Origin of the sequence: Burkholderia sp. PR2 (assembly GCF_052372875.1) — a bacterium.
Lineage (GTDB): Bacteria > Pseudomonadota > Gammaproteobacteria > Burkholderiales > Burkholderiaceae > Burkholderia > Burkholderia diffusa.
In genome coordinates, this window is sequence record NZ_JBQRWH010000001.1 from 1,368,620 (window position 1) to 1,386,421 (window position 17,802).

Consider the following 17,802-nt stretch of genomic DNA (forward strand, 5'->3'; position numbering starts at 1 on the left):
AGCCGGCAACACCGGCCTGCACGCGCCGCCCGCTCAAAGCGCGGCTTCGACGATCGTCCGGCCGCTGATCGCGCGCTCGACGAGCTGTTCGTCGCCGACCTTGCGGATCGCATCGTCGAGCAATCCTTCCGGCTGCTCGGTCGCCACCTTCAGCAGGCCCGACAGGCCGCGCGCGTCGAGCACCACGAGCGTCTCCATCGAATCCGCGCGGCTCACGAGCACGCGACGGAATGCGGGGCCCGCGCCGAAGCTCGCGCAGAGCGCGATCGTCTCGTTGCCGAGCGTGTAGTCGAAGTTCTTGATCATGTCTGCCGCCGTTGCAAGGGAATGGCCACGCGCGACGGCGCGCCGCCGTGACGTCGACGCACCCGTGCGTGCCGCCGGCGCCGGACCAGGATCCGGTCCGTTCGCCGGCATCCCCATGCTAGGCGGGCAGAATTAACGAAGACTTAAATGCTTGAAAGGCCGGCGAGCGCGGCGCCGGCCCGATCATGCCGCGTGGCTTACGGTGTATCGAGCGGCTCGACCGTCACGCCGACCTTCAGCTCCTGATCCGCGCCGCCGCCGCGGATCACGCCGCGCAGCGGCGTCACGTCCGCGTAGTCGCGGCCGATCGACAGCATCACGTAGTCGTCGCCCGGTGCACGGTCGTTGGTCGGATCGAGCTGCAGCCAGCCGTTGTCCTCGGGCCACGCCGGGTCGTACACCTCGACCCATGCATGCGATGCGTCCGCGCCGATCAATCGCGGCTGCCCGGGCGGCGGCTGCGTCAGCAGATAACCGCTCACGTAACGCGCGGCCAGCCCGAGCGAGCGCAGCGCGCCGATCATCACGTGCGCGAAATCCTGGCAGACGCCCTTGCGCAACCGCAGCGCATCGAGTGCCGACGTCGTGATGTCGGTGCTGTTCGGCGTGTACGCAAAATCGGCGTGCACGCGCCGCATCAGGTCCCATGCGGCCTGCACGAGTGGCCGCTGCGGCGTGAAGCTCGCGGCCGCATACGCGGCGAGTTCGGGATCGCACGCGACGTGCGGCGAAGCAAACACGAATTCACTCGCCGCGTCGTAAGGCTGCCCCGCGCGGAACCGCAAGCGGTCGCGCACGGCTTCCCATGCAGTCGTGTGTTTGCCGTCGGGATGCGCGATCGCGGGCGGCGGCGCGCCGCGCGCACCGAGCGACCACACGGGCGGCGTCACGCACACCGTACTGCGGCTGCGCACGAGCAGCGCGTCGTGCGGCTGGTTCAGCGCGAACGATGCGCGCGCGTTGCCGAATGCGTCGATTTCCGTGCAGATCGATTCCGGCGCGGGCTCGATGTCGAGCGCGAACGACAGCACCTGCTGGCGCCGCGTCGCGAGCGGTTGCAGACGCGCCTGGTGCTGGGCGGATTCGACGCGTGCGGCGTAGCGGTATTCGGTGTCGTGCGTGACGCGCAGTACGCGGCCGGGCGCCCCAGCGGCCGGCGCGGCCGATGCCGGTGCCGCGGCCTGTCGTCCGTTGCCGGAACCGGACGGCGCTTTCGCCGCGTGTTTCGTCGTCACCATAGCGTCCGGCCCGCCTCGCGCACGTGGCTGAAATAGCGCTCGCCGATCCGGTTCGACAGCTCCCACACGGCCTTCACGGTCGCGTCGAGCGCATCGAGCAGCTTGCCGTGCCGGCCGTCGTCGCCGGTTTCGCACAGCTCGTGCAGCGACCACGCGGGCACGTCCGGAATCGTCTCGGCCAGTTCGGACAGCGCATAGCCCTCGCTGCGCTCGACCTTCGTCAGCCGGCCGCACAGCGCCTGCACGACCCAGCCGAGCGAGCGCGGGTTGTCGGTGTCGAGCACCACGAGCGACAGCAGCGGCGCGACGTCGAAACCGCGCTGGAAACGCGAGCGGAACGTGATCGTGCTGTCGAACAGCTCCAGCACGAGTTCGAAGCCGTCCTGCCGGTGCACCGCGCCTTCGTCGAACGCGAACTTCAGCACGCTGCACAGGAAGTCCAGCCGGTCGATCTGCCGGCCGATCGACAGCAGCCGCCAGCCGTCGTCGCGCGTCATGTTGTCGGTCTGCGCGCCGGTGATCGCGCCGAGCAGCAGCCCCAGCCGCTCGAGCAGCTGCAGCGCCTCGTTGCCGATCTGCTCCTCGGCTTCCGGATGATCGGCGCTGTCGGCGAACAGTTGCGTCGCGTCGTCGATCAGCCGCCACTGATCGCTCGACAGCCGCTCGCGGATCGCGGCGGCGGCCGCGCGCATCCCGAACAGGCACGACGCGATGCCCGAGGTACGGTCCGCGCCGCGCGTCAGCGACGTCGCGAGCGCGTGCTGGAACGCGCGCGGCGCATCGACGGCGTTCGGCGCGTCGGGCGCGATCAGCCCCGTGTCGCGGCACAGCGTGTCGATCAACTCCAGATGCGCAGGACTGTCGACGTCGTCCTCGCCGCGCAGCCGCTCAAGCGCGGCGCGTGCAAGACGCATCAGGTTAGTCGCGCGCTCGGTGTAGCGGCCGAGCCAGAACAGGTTCTCGGCCGCGCGGCTCGCGATCGCGCGCGGGCGCTCGACCAGATCGTCGGGGCCGAGACGGGTCTGCAGCAGCGTCGTCGAATCGACGATGCCTTCGGTCATCACCCACGTATCGACGGTGCTGCCGCCGCGCGGCATCGGCGCGTTGAACAGCGTATCGCGCGTGCCGACTCGCGACAGCCCGCCCGGCAGCAGCCGCCAGCGTTGCGCGCCATCGGCGAGCGCGAAGACGCGCAGCAGCAGCGGCTTCGGCACGATACGCGCGCCGCCGGCGCCGTCGGGTGCGTCGTGTCCCGGCCAGGTCGGCGCCTGCGACAGCGGCAGGTCGGCCTGGACCGTGTAATGCTCGGGCCGGGCCAGGATTCGCGCACGCCATTCGGCCAGCTGCGCCGGCGTGAGCCGCGCGCCGATCACCGGGTCGAACGCGCCGCCGGCCTGCACGTCGGGCGGATACGACGGCTTCACGATGCTGCGCGCGAGCTGCGGCAGCGCGTCGTCGCAGGCTGCCGCCTCGCCGCACCACCACGAATGCACGGCGGGCAGCGTCAGCGTTTCTCCGAGCAGCCCTTCCGCGAGGCGCGGCATGAAACCGAGCACGCCCGGCGATTCGAGGAAGCCCGAGCCCGGCGCATTCGCGAGCAGCACGTTGCCCGCGCGCACGGCCTGCAGCAGCCCCGGCACGCCGAGCAGCGAATCGGGCCGCAGTTCGAGCGGATCGAGCCATGCATCGTCGACGCGCCGCAGGATTCCGTGCACGGGTTCGAGCCCGCGCAGCGTCTTCAGGAAGACACGGTTGTCGCGCGCGGTCAGGTCGCCGCCCTCGACGAGCGTGAGGCCGAGGTAGCGCGCGAGATACGCATGCTCGAAGTAGGTCGCGCTGCGCGGCCCCGGCGTCAGCAGCACGATCCGCGAATTCTTCGCGGCCGGGCTGAGCGACTGCATGCTCTGCAGCAGCGCACGGTAGGCGGACGCAAGCCGCTGCACGCGCAGTCCGCGAAACCCGCGCGGAAAGAGCCGCGACACGATCAGCCGGTTTTCGAGCAGGTAGCCGAGCCCGGCCGCGCCCTGCGTGTGCTGCGCGACGATCCGCCACTGCCCGTCCGGGCCGCGCGCGAGATCGAACGCGACGACATGCAGCCACGTATCGCCTGGCACGCGTGCGCCGCGCATCGCGCGCAGGTAGCCGGGATGGCCCGTGACGAGCGCGGGCGGCAACAGCCCGCGCTGCAGGATCGTCTGCGGCCCGTACAGATCGGCCAGCGTCGCGTTGAGCAGCCGCACGCGCTGCAGCACGCCACGCTCGATCGCGACCCAGTCTTCGGGCGTGACGATCAGCGGCAGCAGGTCGAGCGACCACGGGCCGGCCGCGCCGTCGCCGGCGCGCTGCTCGTGCAACTGGTAGAACAGGCCGTTCTCGCGCATGCGCCGATGCAGCGCGTCGGCGCGGCGGTCGAGGTCGGCCACGCCGTCGCTGCCGATCGACGTGAAGAAGCTGCGCCATGCAGGCGCGAGCAGCGGCGCGGTGAGGCCGGCGGCGCTGCCGCGCAGTTCGTCGTAGCGGCCGGCCGCGGCCGGCGCCGCGAGCGCGGCGGCCAGTTCCGCGGCATCCGGCTGCGCGCCGGTATCGAAGAGCGTGGGCATCGCGTCGGCGTCGGCGAGATCGTCGGGGTGAATGGGCGGCACGGTCGATATCGTTCCGTCGTCAGGGGGCGGACGCGCCCGCGCGCCGCCGCACCGGCGGCCGGGCACGGCGGACGGCCGCGTTCAGCCCGCATCCTAGCACTCCGGCCGGCGCGCCGGGAGGTCGCGAACCGCGCATCGTCGTCCGTCCTTTCATCCGACGATCAAGGCCGTCGCAAATCGAGCGTGAACGGAAATTCGCGGCTGGGTGCGGCGGCCGACACGTCCATCCGCCCCGGCGTGTGCCCCATCGCGACGAAGCGCGCGAGCCGGCGGCTCTCGGCCTCGTACGCGTTGACCGGGAACGTCGCGTAGTTGCGCCCGCCCGGATGCGCGACGTGATACCGGCAGCCGCCGAGCGAGCGTTGCAGCCACGTATCGACGATGTCGAACGTGAGCGGCGCATGCACGCCGATGGTCGGGTGCAGCGCCGACGGCGGCGCCCATGCCTTGTAGCGCACGCCCGCGACATATTCGCCGACGGTGCCGGTCGGTTGCAGCGGCAGCGCGCGGCCGTTGACGGTCACCACGTGGCGGTTGTCGTTCAGCCCGGTCACGCGCACTTCAAGCCGTTCGACCGACGAATCGACGTAGCGCACCGTGCCGCCGGGCGCGCCCTCCTCGCCCATCACGTGCCACGGTTCCAGCGCGCCGCGCAGCGACAGTTGCATCCCGTTCACCGCGATCTGCCCGAACAGCGGGAAACGGAATTCGAAGTGCGGCGCGAACCAGGCCAGGTCGAACGCGAAACCGGCATCGCGCAGCTCGGCCAGCACGTCGTCGAAATCCATCCTCAGGAACGCGGGCAGCATGAAGCGATCGTGCAGCGCGGTGCCCCAGCGCGTGAGCGGCGTCGTGTACGGCGCGGCCCAGAAGCGCGCGACCAGCGCACGCAGCAGCAGTTGCTGCACGATGCTCATCCGCGCATGCGGCGGCATCTCGAACGCGCGCAGTTCGAGCAGGCCGAGCCGGCCGGTGGACGAATCGGGCGAATACAGCTTGTCGATGCAGAATTCGCTGCGGTGCGTGTTGCCGGTCACGTCGATCAGCAGGTTGCGCAGCACGCGGTCGACCAGCCACGGCGGCATGTCCTGCCCGTACAGCAGCTTGTTGCGCTGGATTTCCGCGAATGCGATGTCGAGCTCGTAGACCTGGTCGTTGCGCGCCTCGTCGACGCGCGGCGCCTGGCTCGTCGGGCCGATGAACAGCCCCGAGAACAGGTACGACAGCGACGGATGGTTGTGCCAGTAAGCGATCAGGCTCGCGAGCAGGTCCGGGCGGCGCAGGAACGGGCTGTCGGCCGGCGTCGCGCCGCCGAGCACGAAGTGGTTGCCGCCGCCCGTGCCGACGTGCCGGCCGTCGACCATGAACTTCTCGCTGGAAAGACGCGACTGCCAGGCAGCGTCGTACAGGAATTCGGTCTGGCCGACGAGTTCGTCGAAGCTCTTCGCCGGGTGGATATTCACCTCGATCACGCCGGGATCGGGCGTGACCTGCAGCACCTTGAGCCGTGCGTCGCGCGGCGGCGGATAGCCTTCGAGCACGAGCTTCACGCCGAGCGCGTGCGCGGTCAGCTCGATTGCGGCGAGCAGGTCGAGATAGTCCTCGAGCGCGGCGAGCGGCGGCATGAACAGGTACAGGATGCCATTGCGCACTTCGGCGCACAGCGCGGTACGCGTGATCCACGCGGCCGATTCGAAGCGCTCGGGGCGGCGCTGCGCGTCCGGCGCGCCATGCGCGTGCCGTCCACCCGCAGCCGTGCCGTCGCCGCGCCACTGCATGACCGTTTGCACGGGTGCTTCGCGATGCGCGCCGGCCAGGTAGTGCGGCGCGTCGGCCGTGCCCGCATGACGCGCACGGAACGCGGCCGCGTCCGGCAGCGCGTCGCGCGGCGCGAACGGATCGCGTTCGACCAGGTACGGATAGTCGGCGCCAGCGACCCACGGCAGCGAATCGAGCGGCAGCCGATAGCCCATCGGCGAATCGCCGGGCACGAGGTACATCCGCTCGTCGCGGAAGAACCACGGGCCCGTCTGCCAGCGCGGGCCGTCGAGGCCCGGCCGATCGCGGCCCGGCGCGTCGTCCGTGCGCTTGATCGGCAGCACGTAGCCGACCACGCTGTCGAGCTGCTGCTCGAACACCTTGCGCAGCCGCGCGCGTTCGAGTTCGTCGTCGAGGCGCGAATCGAACGGATCGACGTTGACGGGCAGCCTGCGCTCGCGCCACAGGTAGTACCAGACGTCCTCGTAGCCGGGCCGCACGAATTCGTCGGTCAGCCCGAGGCGCGCGGCCAGCGCGTCGATGAAGCGCTTCGCGTCGTCGGTCGTGCACGCGGACGGCTCGCGTTCGTCGGCGAACAGCGACGGATCGTGCCACACGGGCTGGCCGTCGGCGCGCCAGAAGATCGACAGCGCCCAGCGCGGCAACTGCTCGCCCGGATACCACTTGCCCTGCCCGAAATGCAGGAAGCCGCCTTCGCCGTATTCGGCGCGCAGCCGCTGCACGAGTTCGGTCGCGTAGCCGCGCTTGGTCGGGCCAAGCGCATCGGTGTTCCACTCGGCGCCGTCGCGATCGTCGATCGACACGAAGGTCGGCTCGCCGCCCTGGGTGAGCCGCACGTCGCCGGCCGTCAACGCGCCGTCGACCTGCGCGCCGAGCGTGCGCACGGCGTCCCACTGCGACTCGGTATACGGCTTCGTCACGCGCGGCGATTCGTACACGCGCGTCACCACCATCTCGTGTTCGAACGCGACTTCGCACTCGTCGATCAGCCCTTCGACCGGCGCGGCGCTGGTCGGCTGCGGCGTGCACGCGAGCGGGATGTGCCCTTCGCCAGCGAGCAGGCCCGAGGTCGGATCGAAGCCGATCCAGCCCGCGCCCGGCAGATAGACCTCGCACCACGCGTGCAGGTCGGTGAAGTCGACCGACGTGCCGCTCGGGCCGTCGAGCGCCTTCACGTCGGGCGTGAGCTGGATCAGGTAGCCCGACACGAAGCGCGCGGCGATGCCGAGATGACGGCAAAGCTGCACGAGCAGCCACGCGCTGTCGCGGCACGAGCCGGATGCGAGTTTCAGCGTCTGTTCTGGCGTCTGTACGCCCGGCTCCATCCGGACGAGGTAGCCGATGTCGTGCTGAAGCTGCTGGTTCAGCGCGACGAGGAAGTTCACGGTGCCGGCCGGCGTGCGGTCGACGCCGTCGACATACGCGCGGAACAGCGGCGACGCACTCGTTTGCGGATCGCATGCGAGGTACGGCGCGAGTTCGGTCTTCAGCGCATCGTCATAGTTGAACGGATATTGCTCCGCGCTCGCTTCCAGAAAGAAGTCGAACGGGTTGTACACCGACATCTCGGCGACGAGATCGATCGTGATCTCGAAGTATTCGGTGCGCTCCGGAAACACGAGCCGCGCGAGATAGTTCGAGAACGGGTCCTGCTGCCAGTTGACGAAATGCTGCGCGGGCTCGACCGTCATCGAATACGCGAGGATCGGCGTCCGGCAGTGCGGCGCGGGCCGCAGCCGCACGATCTGCGGGCCGAGGTTGACGGGCCGGTCGTAGCGGTAGCGGGTGGTGTGATGCAGCGCGACGTGGATGGGCATGGGAGAGCCGCTCGGTTCGGGTTGGGCCGGCCGCGCGCGCCGCGTCGCCGTCGCTGCGGCGGCACGGCACGGCGGATTCGACGAAGGGGTGCGTCAGACCAGTTCCGGCGACTGCACGACGCTGATCTCGATACCGACGGTGCTCGCGCCGAGCCCCGTCACCGGCTGCGCGTCGCGAGCGTCGAGGCCGACCGCGATGCGCACGTAGCGCTCGTCCGGGCAGCGGTTCATGAACGGATCGAAGCCGACCCAGCCGAGCCCTTCGACGTAGGCCTCCGCCCACGCATGACCGGCCGGCTGCTGCATCAGCGCGGCGGCCTGCGGCTGCGCGCCGAGCGCCGCCTGCGGCAAGCCCTGCGACTGCGCGGCGTGCGATGCGCCGAGCGCCTGCTGCATGCCGTCGCCGCTCTGCAGCGCGAGCACCTCCTCTTCCTCTTCGCCCGCCGCGCTCTGCTTCGCGTCGGCGATGCGCTGCATCGCGCTGTCGGCGAGCACGTAGCCCGAGATGTAGCGCGCCGGCACCTTCAGTGCACGCGCGGCCGCGATGAACGCATGCGCGTGGTCGCGGCTCGTGCCCTCGCCGCTTTGCAGCGCTGTTTCGGCATCGACTGGCGCGTCCGCCAGGTTCGGCGCGTACGCGATGCGGCCGTGCACTTCCGTCATCAGCCAGTGCAGCGCGTCGAGGCTGTGCGGCTCGATCGGCAGCGCCTGCGTGAGTTCGCGCACGGTGTCGCCGGCCTTCGTGAGCGCGGTCTCGCGCTCGAAGACCCACGGCGGCGCATAGCCCTCGGGGTTGCCGAGAATGCCGGCGCGGTCCTGCGTCTCGACGACGCCGGCCGCGATCACGACGATCTCGTTCTTCGCGCCGCGGTCGTGGCGCACGAGGTCGATCCGGTTGCCGAGCCCGTCCGTGTAGGACAGCGCCGGCTCGACGCCTTCGATCGTGACCTGCCACGCGCGCACCGTCTGCCCGGGGCCCGATTGCGGGCGCAGCCGCAGCCGTTGCAGCGCATGGGTGGCTTGATCGTCGAACTGATAACGCGAGATGTGTCGGATGGCGAGTCGCATGGCAAGTCTCAGTCGAAGTTGTAGGCCTGGGCGATATCGATCCCGAGGCTGTTGTTGCGGCCGATGAAGTCGGTCAGGAACTCGTGCAGGCCGCTCTTGAAGATCCGCTCGACCGAGGTGTCGGACAGCATCTGCAGAATCTTCGTGGCCGTGTCGTGACACGGGTGTGTCACGCCGTAATCCTTCGCGAGCAGATTCAGGCTCGACACCACGCGCCCGTAGCAATAGCGCAGCGAACGCGGCATGCGGCCGTTCAGGATCAGGTAGTCGGCGATGTTCATCGGCTTGTACTGCACGTCGTACACCCAGCGGTACGACCGGTGCGCGGCCACGCAGCGCAGGATCGTCTCCCACTGGTAGTTGTCGAGGATCGTGCCGACGTGCGACACCGACGGCAGCAGCAGGTGGTATTTCACGTCGATGATCCGCGCGGTGTTGTCCGCGCGCTCGACGAACGCGCCGATCTGCGCGAAATCGAAGATCTCGTTACGCAGCATCGTGCTGTAGAAGCTGCCGAGGATCAGCGCGGTTTCACGCTTCACTTCGTCGAGCACGGCCGGCAGTCCGCTCTCCGGCACCGGCTGCGCGAGCGCGTGACGCAGCGCGAGCCATGCGCCGTTCACGCTTTCCCACGCCTCGCGGGTGAGCGCCGTGCGCACCATGCGCGCGTTCGAGCGCGCGGCCTCGATGCACGACAGCACGCTCGACGGGTTGTCGCGGTCGCGCAGCAGGTAGTCGGTCACGGTATCGGCGGCATATGCGTCGTACTTCTGACGATAGCCCTCGTCCGCACCCGAGCTGACCAGCACCGACGACCATTCGGCCGGCGCGTCGGACGTGCGCGTGAGCGCCATCCGCAGCCCGGCATCCACGATGCGCGCGATGTTCTCCGCGCGCTCGATATAGCGGTACATCCAGTAGAGACCGCTCGCAGTTCGTCCCAGAAGCATCTCGTGTCCACTCCGTCTTCGTTCGGTTCGCGCGCCGGCTGCGGCGCGCGCGGTCGTGCCCGGCTCAGTCGGCCAGCACCCAGGTGTCCTTGGTGCCGCCGCCCTGGCTCGAGTTGACGACGAGCGATCCCTCCTGCAGCGCCACGCGCGTGAGCCCGCCCGGCGTGATGCGGATCCGGTCCGACACCAGCACGAACGGCCGCAGGTCGACGTGGCGCGGCGCGAGGCCGGCTTCGGTCAGGATCGGCGTCGTGGACAACGCCAGCGTGGGTTGCGCGATGTAGTTCGCGGGACGCGCGCGCAGCTTCGCGGCGAACGCCTCGAGTTCGGCCTTCGATGCACACGGACCGACCAGCATCCCGTAGCCGCCGGAGCCGTGCACTTCCTTCACGACCAGTTCATCGAGATGCTCGAGCACGTATTTCAGGCTGTCGGCCTCGCCGCAGCGCCAGGTCGGCACGTTCTCCAGCAGCGCCTTGCGGCCCGTGTAGAACTCGACGATCTCCGGCATGTACGAATAGATCGCCTTGTCGTCGGCGATGCCGGTGCCGGGCGCGTTCGCGATCGTGATGTTGCCGGCGCGATAGACGTCCATGATCCCGGCCACGCCGAGCACCGAATCGGGGCGGAACGTGAGCGGATCGAGGAACGCGTCGTCGACGCGGCGGTACAGCACGTCGATCGGCCGGAAGCCTTCGGTGGTGCGCATCGCGACGCGGCCGTCGACCACCTGCAGGTCGCTGCCCTCGACGAGGTGCACGCCCATCTGGTCGGCGAGGAACGAATGTTCGTAGTACGCGGAGTTGTGGATGCCGGGCGTGAGCACGGCGATGGTCGGGTTGTCGGCGTTGCCGCCCGGCGGGCACACGGCCGCGAGCGACTGCCGCAGCATCTGCGGATAGGTCTCGACCGGGCGCACCTTGACCTGCTGGAACAGCTCGGGGAAGAGCTGCATCATCGTCTCGCGGTTTTCCAGCATGTACGACACGCCCGACGGCGTGCGCGCGTTGTCCTCCAGCACGTAGAACTCGTTCTCGCCGGTGCGCACGATGTCGACGCCGATGATATGCGTGTAAACGTTCCCGGGCGGCCGGAAATCAATCATCTCCGGGATGAACGCCTCGTTGTGCGCGATCAGGTGCTTCGGCACGATGCCGGCGCGCACGATCTCCTGGCGGTGGTAGATGTCGTCGAGAAACGCGTTGAGCGCCATCACGCGCTGCTCGATGCCGAGCGACAGCCGGCTCCATTCCGCGCCCGAGATGATCCGCGGCACGATATCGAAAGGTATCAGCCGCTCGGCTGCCTGCGCGTCGCCGTACACGGCGAACGTGATGCCCGTCCTGCGGAACACGCCTTCCGCGTCGTGAGCTTTCTGGGCGAGGCTCGCGGGATTCTGCGTGTCGAGCCACTGCTTGAGGCGCGCGTAAGGCGCCCTCACCATGTCGCCGGATTGCAGCATTTCATCGAATGGCTTCATCGATCTTTTCTCCATCGATCGTTTTCCCCGGCATTGCGCATGCCGGACCGGCGTACTGACTGCCTTGCAAGGAACGTGCCTTGCGATATCCCCTCAGGTTCCCCCCTTTGTCGCGCAGCCGGCACGCCCCCGCGGCATGCCGCACCATGATGGTGCGATGCGCGCGACGCAGGACGCGCCAGAGGCGTGCCATGCCCGCGCACGGCCTCTGCTGCACCGCGCCTGTCAAACATAGTTCCCCTGCGTGTCACGACTGTGCAATCTGCACTGCACCATTCCTTCCCCGCCCGGCGCGCCTCCTCGATTACCGCGCTGCCGACCGGCAGCGGTTCCGCGCCCGCGTCGGCAGGACTTCCCGCCGCCGTGCGGTCGCCCGCGCCCCGCCACCTTCCCGCCCGGTCTTGCCGCACCGCAGCGAAGCGCGACGCGGCGTCGGCGGCCCGTTGCGGCGGCCCGCCCTGCACCGCGACGGGGATTGCGCCACATCCTTCGGTTGCCCGGGCGGAATAGCGGAAAGGCGAGCCGGCGCGCGCAGGTGCGCGGCCGGCCCTGGGGGAAGTACCGTCTGCGGCAAGTCGGGCAGTTCGACGCGGTGAACTAACCAGTTAGCCGGGTCCGGCACCTCAACCGTATGTAGCCGTAATACCGCCGACAACGCCCATGCATATTTCGACTGACACCGATCGAAAAAAAACATCGGCTCCGATGCGCGAGGCGCGGTACGCTACAAAACCGGTTCAGTGAAATGGCGCCGCCGCCTTCCGGCGCCGACTATAAAAAGCGAAGATCAACATGGAAGCAAAGTGGCTGGAAGATTTCCTGAGCCTTGCGGATACCAAGAGCTTTTCCCGGGCCGCGCGTCATCGGCACCTCACGCAGTCGGCATTCAGCAGACGAATCGCCGCACTCGAAACATGGATGGATGCGAAGCTGGTCGACCGCAGCATCAACCCGATCACGCTGACGCCGGCCGGACAGATGTTCCGCGGGCTGGCCGCGGACATCCTGCGCAGCATGTATGCGGCACGCAACCTCGTGAACGGCTACGACCAGTTCGCGGCAAGCGACCAGGTCGTGCGCTTCGCCGTCGCGCATACGCTCGTGTTCACACTGTTCCCCGAATGGCTCAAGCAGTTGAACGGCGAAGTCGGCCACGTGACCGCGCGCGTGAACGCGGTGAACGTGCCCGAAGGCGTGCAGCAACTCGTCGAAGGTGAATGCGACCTGCTGCTCGGCTATCACCATCCGCAACTGCCGATCGTGCTCGATCCGAACCACTTCCCGTTCGTCACGCTCGGCGTCGAGCGGATCCTGCCGGTGTCGACGCCCGACGCACGCGGCAAGCCCGTATTCGAACTGCCCGGCACGCCGGACGCGCCGCTGCCGCTCCTCGCGTATTCATCGGGCGCGTTCCTCGGGAACGTCGTCGAGATGCTGCTGCTGAATGCGTCCGAATCGTATGCGCTGCACCGGTGCTTCGAGACGCACATGTCCGAGGCGTTGAAGGGGATGGTCGTGGCCGGGCACGGCATCGGCTGGTTGCCCGAAAGCTGCGTGGCGAAAGAGCTCGCGGATGGTTCGCTCGTTCGTGCGGGCTCGGCGGACTGGATCACCGAACTCGAGATTCGCCTGTACCGGTCCGCGCGCAAGCGCGGGCTCGCGGCCGAACAGTTGTGGACCTACATCATGAACCGCCCGCGCGTCGCGGCCGAGCAGTCGATCGAGCCGGCCGTGCGCATCGCGCGCCGCAGCGCCGGCGGCAGCCGGTAACGCCCTTCACCGTTCCCTCATCGCCCGACTCGCCGGAGCGCCGCGCGGATGCAAACCGCGCGGCGCTCCCGTATTCCATTTTCGCCATCGCGAACCATTTTATTATCCCGATTCGTCTTCAATATTCGTTCCGTACGCTCGATCAATTCCGCAATGCTGCCAAACGTTTGCGAATCCGAGTAAATTGCCGACTCATATGACGGAAATACGCCGTTACACATCACATCAAAAGTTTCGATTTTCATGTAACGACATTATCGCCAAAAACGTCATACCAGCCCTTTCGATTTACCTGACCGTACGTTCCATGATTCATCGTGAAGCCTCGATGGCAGAGGCAAGTCTTCCTTTTATCAGTCGTTATTTTTCGGCACAAACTTCGATACCACTTACGTCTTAAGTTTGCGAAATGGTCATTGCGACCGGTGAGCAAATTTCATGTCCGGCAATATCGACTTTGTTCAGTTTCAATTCATTTTGTCGAATTATAACAAATCCTATTTAAATAGGACATTTAAAGCATGTCCCATTCGGGCCACACGCGGTTGTTTGTTCAAAACCCATCGTGTATCAATAGCATGTCGCGAAAAGAACGTCGCCAATTTCAAATCTGAATAAATACGCTCCCAGCGATTTCGGATGGAGGTTGCAATGTCTTCCTCGTTTGAACAGCATGCTCGCCCGCTCTTCGGCATCGCCGTATCCGCACTCTGCATCAATGCCGTGGCACAGACCCAGGCCCCGGCACCCGCGTCCGACCCCGGCTCCGGCCGATACGTGATTTCGTATATCTGCGGCGACGCGCGAATCGACGGTACGGCGCCGCTTCCCCCCGACGGCCGTCCTTACAACCTCGGTGTTTCGTTCGTATCGGGCGCCAGCGGGCAACCGCTGTCGAACGTGCAGGTGCGGCTGCGACGGCATGGACGCGTGCTCGTCGAGTTCAAGGCAACGGGGCCGCGCTGCCTGTTCAGCGTGCCCGATGCCAGTTATCGGGTCGAAGGGACTTATCAGGGCGCCACCCAGTTCGCGGTCGTCGAAACGGGCGCACTCACCACGCAGTTGCGGTGGTGAACGTCAGTCGAATCCGCGTGGCGCTGGCACGTGCTCGCTTCGTGCATTGCAATCCGTCGAATCGAGGAGGATTGAATGACTCGTGCAGAACGACCGGACGGCTCGCCCAACCGTCAGCCGAAAACTGCCTGGGGCCCCGGAAAGAATGCGGCGCTCAGCATCATTGCGTTTGCCGCGATCTTCGGCGGCTTTGCGTACGTCCAGCGCGACGCGGGAGTCGGCCATGCAACCATGACGCACGACATCGCCGGCATGATCGGCACCGCCGTCGGAAAGTATCGCGAGGCCATCGCGACCGCCACGGCCAACGCCTCCGACACGGCGTCGACCATCGCGCAGGCCGAGCCGGTTACACCTGCCGTGCCGGGTACGCGGTATGCGTCGGCAACGCCTGCCGTGTCGGCCGCGGCAGCACCGGCCGTGCCGCCAGGAACGACCGCCCGCGCCGCCGCGAAACACCCGCACCCCGCGCACGTGCCGTCCACGACGCTCGCGGCCAGCGGCCGCGCGGCGCGCCCCGGCGACACGCACCGGACGTCGCGTTCGCAGACGCTGGCGCGCACTGAAAAACACACCGACCGCACGCAGCGAAGGCAGCCGCAATCGTATATCGCCGATTCGGCGCACATGGAGGCCACCAGCATCACGCACGACGAACTGGAAGGCGCACGCGCACTGGCCCGGGCGCGCTGGTGCGCACGGGTCGACGAATGGAATTGCGTGGAGCAGAACGCGAGCCGCGCGCTCGCCATCGACCCGACGAACAGCGAATCGCGCGCGCTGCTCGGACAAGCGATCCGCAATCGCCTGTGAACCGGCGTCGCCGGGCGTGCAACCGATGTGATCGTTTCAGAGTGAGGAGACATCGTGGCCAACAATCGTAGACAACAATGCACCATCGCCGCTCCGCCCAACCGGCGGATCCTCCTGCATGCGCCGTTGCTGTTGCTGCTCGTTGCGTCCGGCTCCTGCCTTGCCGCCGAAGGCGACGCGGAACCGGGCGGCGCGAGCGAAATCGCCGGCGCCCGCGGCGCGCCGGATGCGCTGTCGCCCGACATGCAACCGACGGCGGCGTCGCTGCAGGTCGCCCAGGGTCGGAGCGCCCTGCCCCCGCAAGCGCCGACGCCCATCGCGCAGGCATCGGATGCGTCGATGCAGATCGCGCAGGCGTCGGATGCGCAACCGCAGACGATGCCGACCACGGTCGTCGTGGACCCGGACGTCGCGCAGCCGAGCGAACCGGCGTCGAGCGCGCAGCCATCGAGCGTGCCGATCCAGATCGCCCAGGCGACCGATACCGCGCCGTCGAGCAGGCCGCCACCGGCCGAACCGACGCCGAGTGCCCCGATGCAGCCGACCCAGGCATCCGACACCACGCCGTCAAACACGCCGGCACCCGTCGCGCATGCATCGGACGCGCCGATCGGGATCGCTCAGGCCGCGAACCCGCAGCCGCCTGAAACACCCGTGCAAACTACGGCGACAACGTCCGGCACACCTGCGTCCAGTTCATCCGTCCCGGTCGCGCACACGCCGGAGCCGCCGCAACCTGCGCAGGCCGCAACCACCGCGCCGCCGAATGCGCCGACGCAAACCGCGCAGGCCTCCGGCACCCCGATGCCGGGCTCGCCTGCGCCCGTTACCCAGACACCGGGCTCGCCGCCCCCGTCGTCCCAGGCGCCGAATTCACAGACGCCCGGCGTCCAGCTGCCCGGCGAACCGACGCAACGATCGCAAGGCCCCGACGTCGAAACGCCGAATGCGCAGGCGCCGAACCTGCGTACCGCCGACGTCGCGACCGTGCGCAACGATGTGTTCGGCCTCGCGGCGGGCGGCGGCGCGATCAAGGCGCTCGAAGAAGCGAAGGCACGGCCCGATGCGTTCTCCGCCGTCGACGTCGCACAACTGGAAGAACTGGCGATTCGCCAGCAGGTGCGCGGCGGACGTGACAAATCCCGCTCGATGACGAGTTCCGACCGCTTCGACGGCCTCGACAGCGCGCTGCGCGCGGCGGACGACCTCGACAAGCGGATGCCGGCCACGCCCGATTATTCGCCGGTCAGGACGGCGCTCGCGGGCGACCGCACCGTCGCCCTTGCAGCGCGCGGCGACATGAAGACGGCCGTCGCGACGTTCGAGACGATTCCGCCCGACGCGGAGATCTCGATCGACGCGCTGGCGGCCGTCGGCGACGCCTACCTCTACCTGAGCGAACCGGCCAAGGCGAACGCCGTGTACCAGCGCGCGTTGCAGCAGGCGACCGCGGCGCCGACCGACCGCGCGACCCGCGGCTTCCAGTACGGCGCGCGCACGCGTCCGATCGAACTGCGCGAAGGGCTGTTCTGGTCGTACGTCGACCAGGGACGCGCGGCGGACGCGCAGCAGGTGCTCGACGACATCGGCAAGTCGCTGCCGCCGGCCAAGGAGGTGCGCAACTACGGTCCGGAAGAAAGCGACTTTCTGCGCTACTACCGGCTGCGCGCGCAATACCTGATTTACACAGGCCGCGTCGACGAAGGGATCGCCGCGCTCGAGCAGCTCGAGCAGCAGGTGCCGTTCAACGCGGAGGTCCGTGCCGCGCATGCCGACGCGGTGTCGGGCCAGGCGCATCCGCGCCAGGCGATCGCGATGTATCGCGCTTCGCTGACCGACCACCCGGACAGCGTCGAAATGCTGGCGGGCCTCGGCCGCGCGGCGCTCACGGCGGACGACTACGCGACCGCGAAGTACGTCGACCAGACTCTGGACGACGTATTTCCGGACAGCGGCGCCGTGCGCGGTTTCAAGCGCGACTACAAGGCATACCGCAGCCCCGTGTTCACGACCGACCTGAGTTACGAGCACGGCAACGGCGCGCTGGCCGACAACAGCTTCACGTCGGACAGCTATGTGTACTCGCAACCGTTCGGCGACAACTGGCGCGTCTTCTCGCACACGTTCTTCGGCTACGCGCAGACCGACTCCGGCAACGTCAGCCGCACGCGCACGGGTGTCGGCGGCGACTACCGGCACGGGCCGCTCACCGTGCAGGGCGAAGTCACGCGCTCGTTCGGCTCGGACGGCCGAACCGGCGGCCGCGGGTCGATCGCGTACGCGCTGAACGACTACTGGACGGTCAGCGCCGGGCTCGACACCAACGACAACTCGCTGCCGTGGAAGGCATATGCCGCGCACATCTGGGGCCGCTCCGCGAACGTCTCGGTCGTGTACAGGCAGAACGACCGTCGCGAGGTCAAGCTGAGCTACGGCGTGAGCCGCTACAGCGATTCGAACCTGCACCAGGAAATCTCGGCAACCGCCACGCAGCGCGTGTATACGACCGCCAACCAGCTCGTCAACGTATCGCTGGACCTCGGCACCGACAGCAACACGCGCCAGGACGCGCCCTACTTCAGCCCGGGCCGCGACTATGCGGCCGCGGCGACCGTCATGCACCAGCTGATGCTGTGGAAGAAGGGCGACATGGCGCTGCAGCAGCGCGTATCGGTGTCGGGCGGCGTGTACAACGAGCGCGGCTTCGGCACCAGCCCGCTGTGGAGCGCGCGCCTCGAGCACGCGTGGACGTTCAAGCACGACATCACGCTGAGCTATGGCGTCGAGGTCAGCAGCCACGCATACGACGGCCAGCGCGAGCGCTCCGAAACCGGCTTCATGTCGGTCAACCTGCCGTTCTAGCAA

The 17,802-nt window shown here is 68.2% G+C and carries 12 protein-coding genes; 4 read left to right on the top strand and 8 right to left on the bottom strand.

The genetic code is table 11. The features are described 5' to 3' along the window. Positions 1–33: 33 nt before the first annotated feature. From ACT2FV_RS05940 to ACT2FV_RS05970, 7 genes are all read right to left on the bottom strand, one after another. Entirely contained in the window at positions 34–306 is a 273-nt protein-coding gene (locus ACT2FV_RS05940) for a hypothetical protein (protein ID WP_059607812.1), read from the bottom strand. 197 nt (positions 307–503) lie between these two features. After that, positions 504–1,544 carry a transglutaminase family protein gene (locus tag ACT2FV_RS05945; protein ID WP_444503434.1) on the bottom strand — a complete coding sequence of 347 codons (1,041 nt, stop codon included), beginning with the start codon at positions 1,542–1,544 and terminating at the stop codon, positions 504–506. Then, a complete protein-coding gene (locus ACT2FV_RS05950) occupies positions 1,538–4,144 on the bottom strand; it encodes a circularly permuted type 2 ATP-grasp protein (protein WP_174906768.1) in 2,607 nt (868 codons plus the stop codon). The genes ACT2FV_RS05945 and ACT2FV_RS05950 overlap by 7 nt, the downstream gene beginning before the upstream one ends. A gap of 203 nt (positions 4,145–4,347) precedes the next feature. After that, a complete protein-coding gene (locus ACT2FV_RS05955; protein WP_444503435.1) occupies positions 4,348–7,782 on the bottom strand; it encodes a transglutaminase family protein in 3,435 nt (1,144 codons plus the stop codon). Between the two features lie 93 nt (positions 7,783–7,875). Further along, positions 7,876–8,850 (bottom strand): transglutaminase family protein, encoded by a 975-nt coding sequence (locus ACT2FV_RS05960; protein WP_444503436.1) that lies wholly within the window; start codon positions 8,848–8,850, stop codon positions 7,876–7,878. An 8-nt stretch (positions 8,851–8,858) separates the two neighbouring features. After that, positions 8,859–9,800 (bottom strand): alpha-E domain-containing protein, encoded by a 942-nt coding sequence (locus ACT2FV_RS05965; protein WP_151052104.1) that lies wholly within the window; start codon positions 9,798–9,800, stop codon positions 8,859–8,861. Positions 9,801–9,864: 64 nt separating this feature from the next. Continuing rightward, complete coding sequence (locus ACT2FV_RS05970; RefSeq protein ID WP_059679130.1) at positions 9,865–11,280, bottom strand: circularly permuted type 2 ATP-grasp protein; 1,416 nt, start codon at positions 11,278–11,280, stop codon at positions 9,865–9,867. Positions 11,281–12,072: 792 nt separating this feature from the next. Here ACT2FV_RS05970 and ACT2FV_RS05975 point away from each other — a divergent pair. After that, complete coding sequence (locus ACT2FV_RS05975; protein WP_124628774.1) at positions 12,073–13,050, top strand: LysR substrate-binding domain-containing protein; 978 nt, start codon at positions 12,073–12,075, stop codon at positions 13,048–13,050. Positions 13,051–13,067: 17 nt separating this feature from the next. Here the strand turns inward: ACT2FV_RS05975 and ACT2FV_RS05980 are convergent, their stop codons facing one another. After that, a complete protein-coding gene (locus ACT2FV_RS05980) occupies positions 13,068–13,295 on the bottom strand; it encodes a hypothetical protein (protein WP_444503437.1) in 228 nt (75 codons plus the stop codon). A 406-nt stretch (positions 13,296–13,701) separates the two neighbouring features. On the opposite strand from ACT2FV_RS05980, the gene ACT2FV_RS05985 reads away from it, so the two are divergent. The 3 genes from ACT2FV_RS05985 (at position 13,702) to pgaA (ending at position 17,799) form a co-directional block, all read left to right on the top strand. Then, positions 13,702–14,124 (top strand): hypothetical protein, encoded by a 423-nt coding sequence (locus tag ACT2FV_RS05985; RefSeq protein ID WP_124628277.1) that lies wholly within the window; start codon positions 13,702–13,704, stop codon positions 14,122–14,124. Positions 14,125–14,199: 75 nt separating this feature from the next. Then, the gene (locus ACT2FV_RS05990; protein ID WP_444503438.1) at positions 14,200–14,937 is read left to right on the top strand and encodes a hypothetical protein; all 738 of its coding nucleotides are present in this window, start codon (positions 14,200–14,202) and stop codon (positions 14,935–14,937) included. A gap of 54 nt (positions 14,938–14,991) precedes the next feature. Next, a complete protein-coding gene (gene pgaA, locus ACT2FV_RS05995; protein WP_444503439.1) occupies positions 14,992–17,799 on the top strand; it encodes a poly-beta-1,6 N-acetyl-D-glucosamine export porin PgaA in 2,808 nt (935 codons plus the stop codon). Positions 17,800–17,802: the final 3 nt, after the last annotated feature.